The 1199-nt window shown below is 45.9% G+C and carries 2 protein-coding genes; both read left to right on the top strand.

The window, feature by feature from the left end; genetic code table 11:
* Positions 1-298: transposase (locus MHH60_RS33180; RefSeq protein ID WP_341161225.1), on the top strand; the 298-nt coding region annotated here is incomplete at its 5' end.
* Positions 247-1173, top strand: coding sequence for an IS3 family transposase (locus MHH60_RS33175; RefSeq protein ID WP_143766647.1), 927 nt, complete (start codon positions 247-249; stop codon positions 1171-1173). The genes MHH60_RS33180 and MHH60_RS33175, both read left to right, overlap by 52 nt.
* Positions 1174-1199 lie beyond the last annotated feature (26 nt).

Raw genomic sequence — 1199 nt, 5'->3', positions numbered from 1 at the left:
GTATAACGAAGAATTTAAAAAACAGACAGTGCAGTTCATTCAAGGGCAAACAAAGACAGTGGGCGACTTGGCGGAAGAGCTCAACATCCCAAAAAGTACCCTGCATCAATGGATGAGCCAGTATCGAGAACTAAAGAATGAACCGGCAGCTAGCGTGGATCGAGTACGGGAACTCGAGGCACAGTTGAAAGAAATGAGCCGTCAACTTCAAGAAAAAGATAACAAGATTGCCGATGTGGAAGAGGAATTAGCGATCGTAAAAAAAGCAGTGCACATCTTCAGCAAACCAAGGAACTGAGATTCCAGTTTATTGAAAAACATCGCTCCGAGTTTCTCTTGGAGAAGATGTGCATGACCCTACATGTGTCACGGAGCGGGTACTACAAGTGGCGGACAGAAAAAACCAGTACGCATATGCTTCGTAAGGCTGCGATAATGAAGCGAATTCAGTATCATTTTGCAGACCATCAAAAGCGGTATGGGAGTCCGAAGATCACCCGCCTGTTACATCAAGAAGGTTATACCGTTACCGAACGCACGGTGAGTGTGTACATGCGACATATGAAGCTTCGCTCCATTGTCTCCAAAACGTATCGCGTACAGACCACCGACTCCAATCATGACCATCCGATTGCCCCGAATACGCTGAACCAGCAATTTAAAATACTCAAACCCAATTCAGTATGGGTTACCGACATTACGTACATTCCTTGCCGGGGAGGGCGCTTGTACCTGGCTAGTGTGATGGACCTTTGCACGCGCGAAATCGTGGGGTGGCGCTTGGAGAACCATATGGAAACCAGCTTGATTTCGGGCGCTTTACAAGATGCTTACGAAGCTAAACAACCGGAAAAGGGTCTATTACATCACTCCGATAGAGGTTCTCAATATACTTCTCATGAATACACGAAGCAGTTGAAAGCGTATGGCATGGAGTCCAGCATGAGCCGCAGAGGTAACTGTTATGATAACGCCTGTATCGAGTCGTGGCACAGCATTTTGAAAAAGGAGCTCATTTATTGTAATCCACGATTCAAAACTAAGGAGCAAGCCTACCAAACACTTTTTCAATATATTGAGTTTTACTATAACCGCAAGCGAATGCATGGCGCGCTGGGGTATCTTTCTCCAGTTCGTTTTGCTGAGCAATTGACTAGAATGTCTGTTGCGTGACTGTCCACTTTCTTGACAGAGGTCCA

The organism is Paenibacillus sp. FSL H7-0716 (assembly GCF_038002705.1).
Taxonomy (GTDB): Bacteria; Bacillota; Bacilli; order Paenibacillales; family Paenibacillaceae; genus Paenibacillus_AQ; species Paenibacillus_AQ odorifer.
This window is presented reverse-complemented; position numbering and strand designations above follow the sequence as displayed.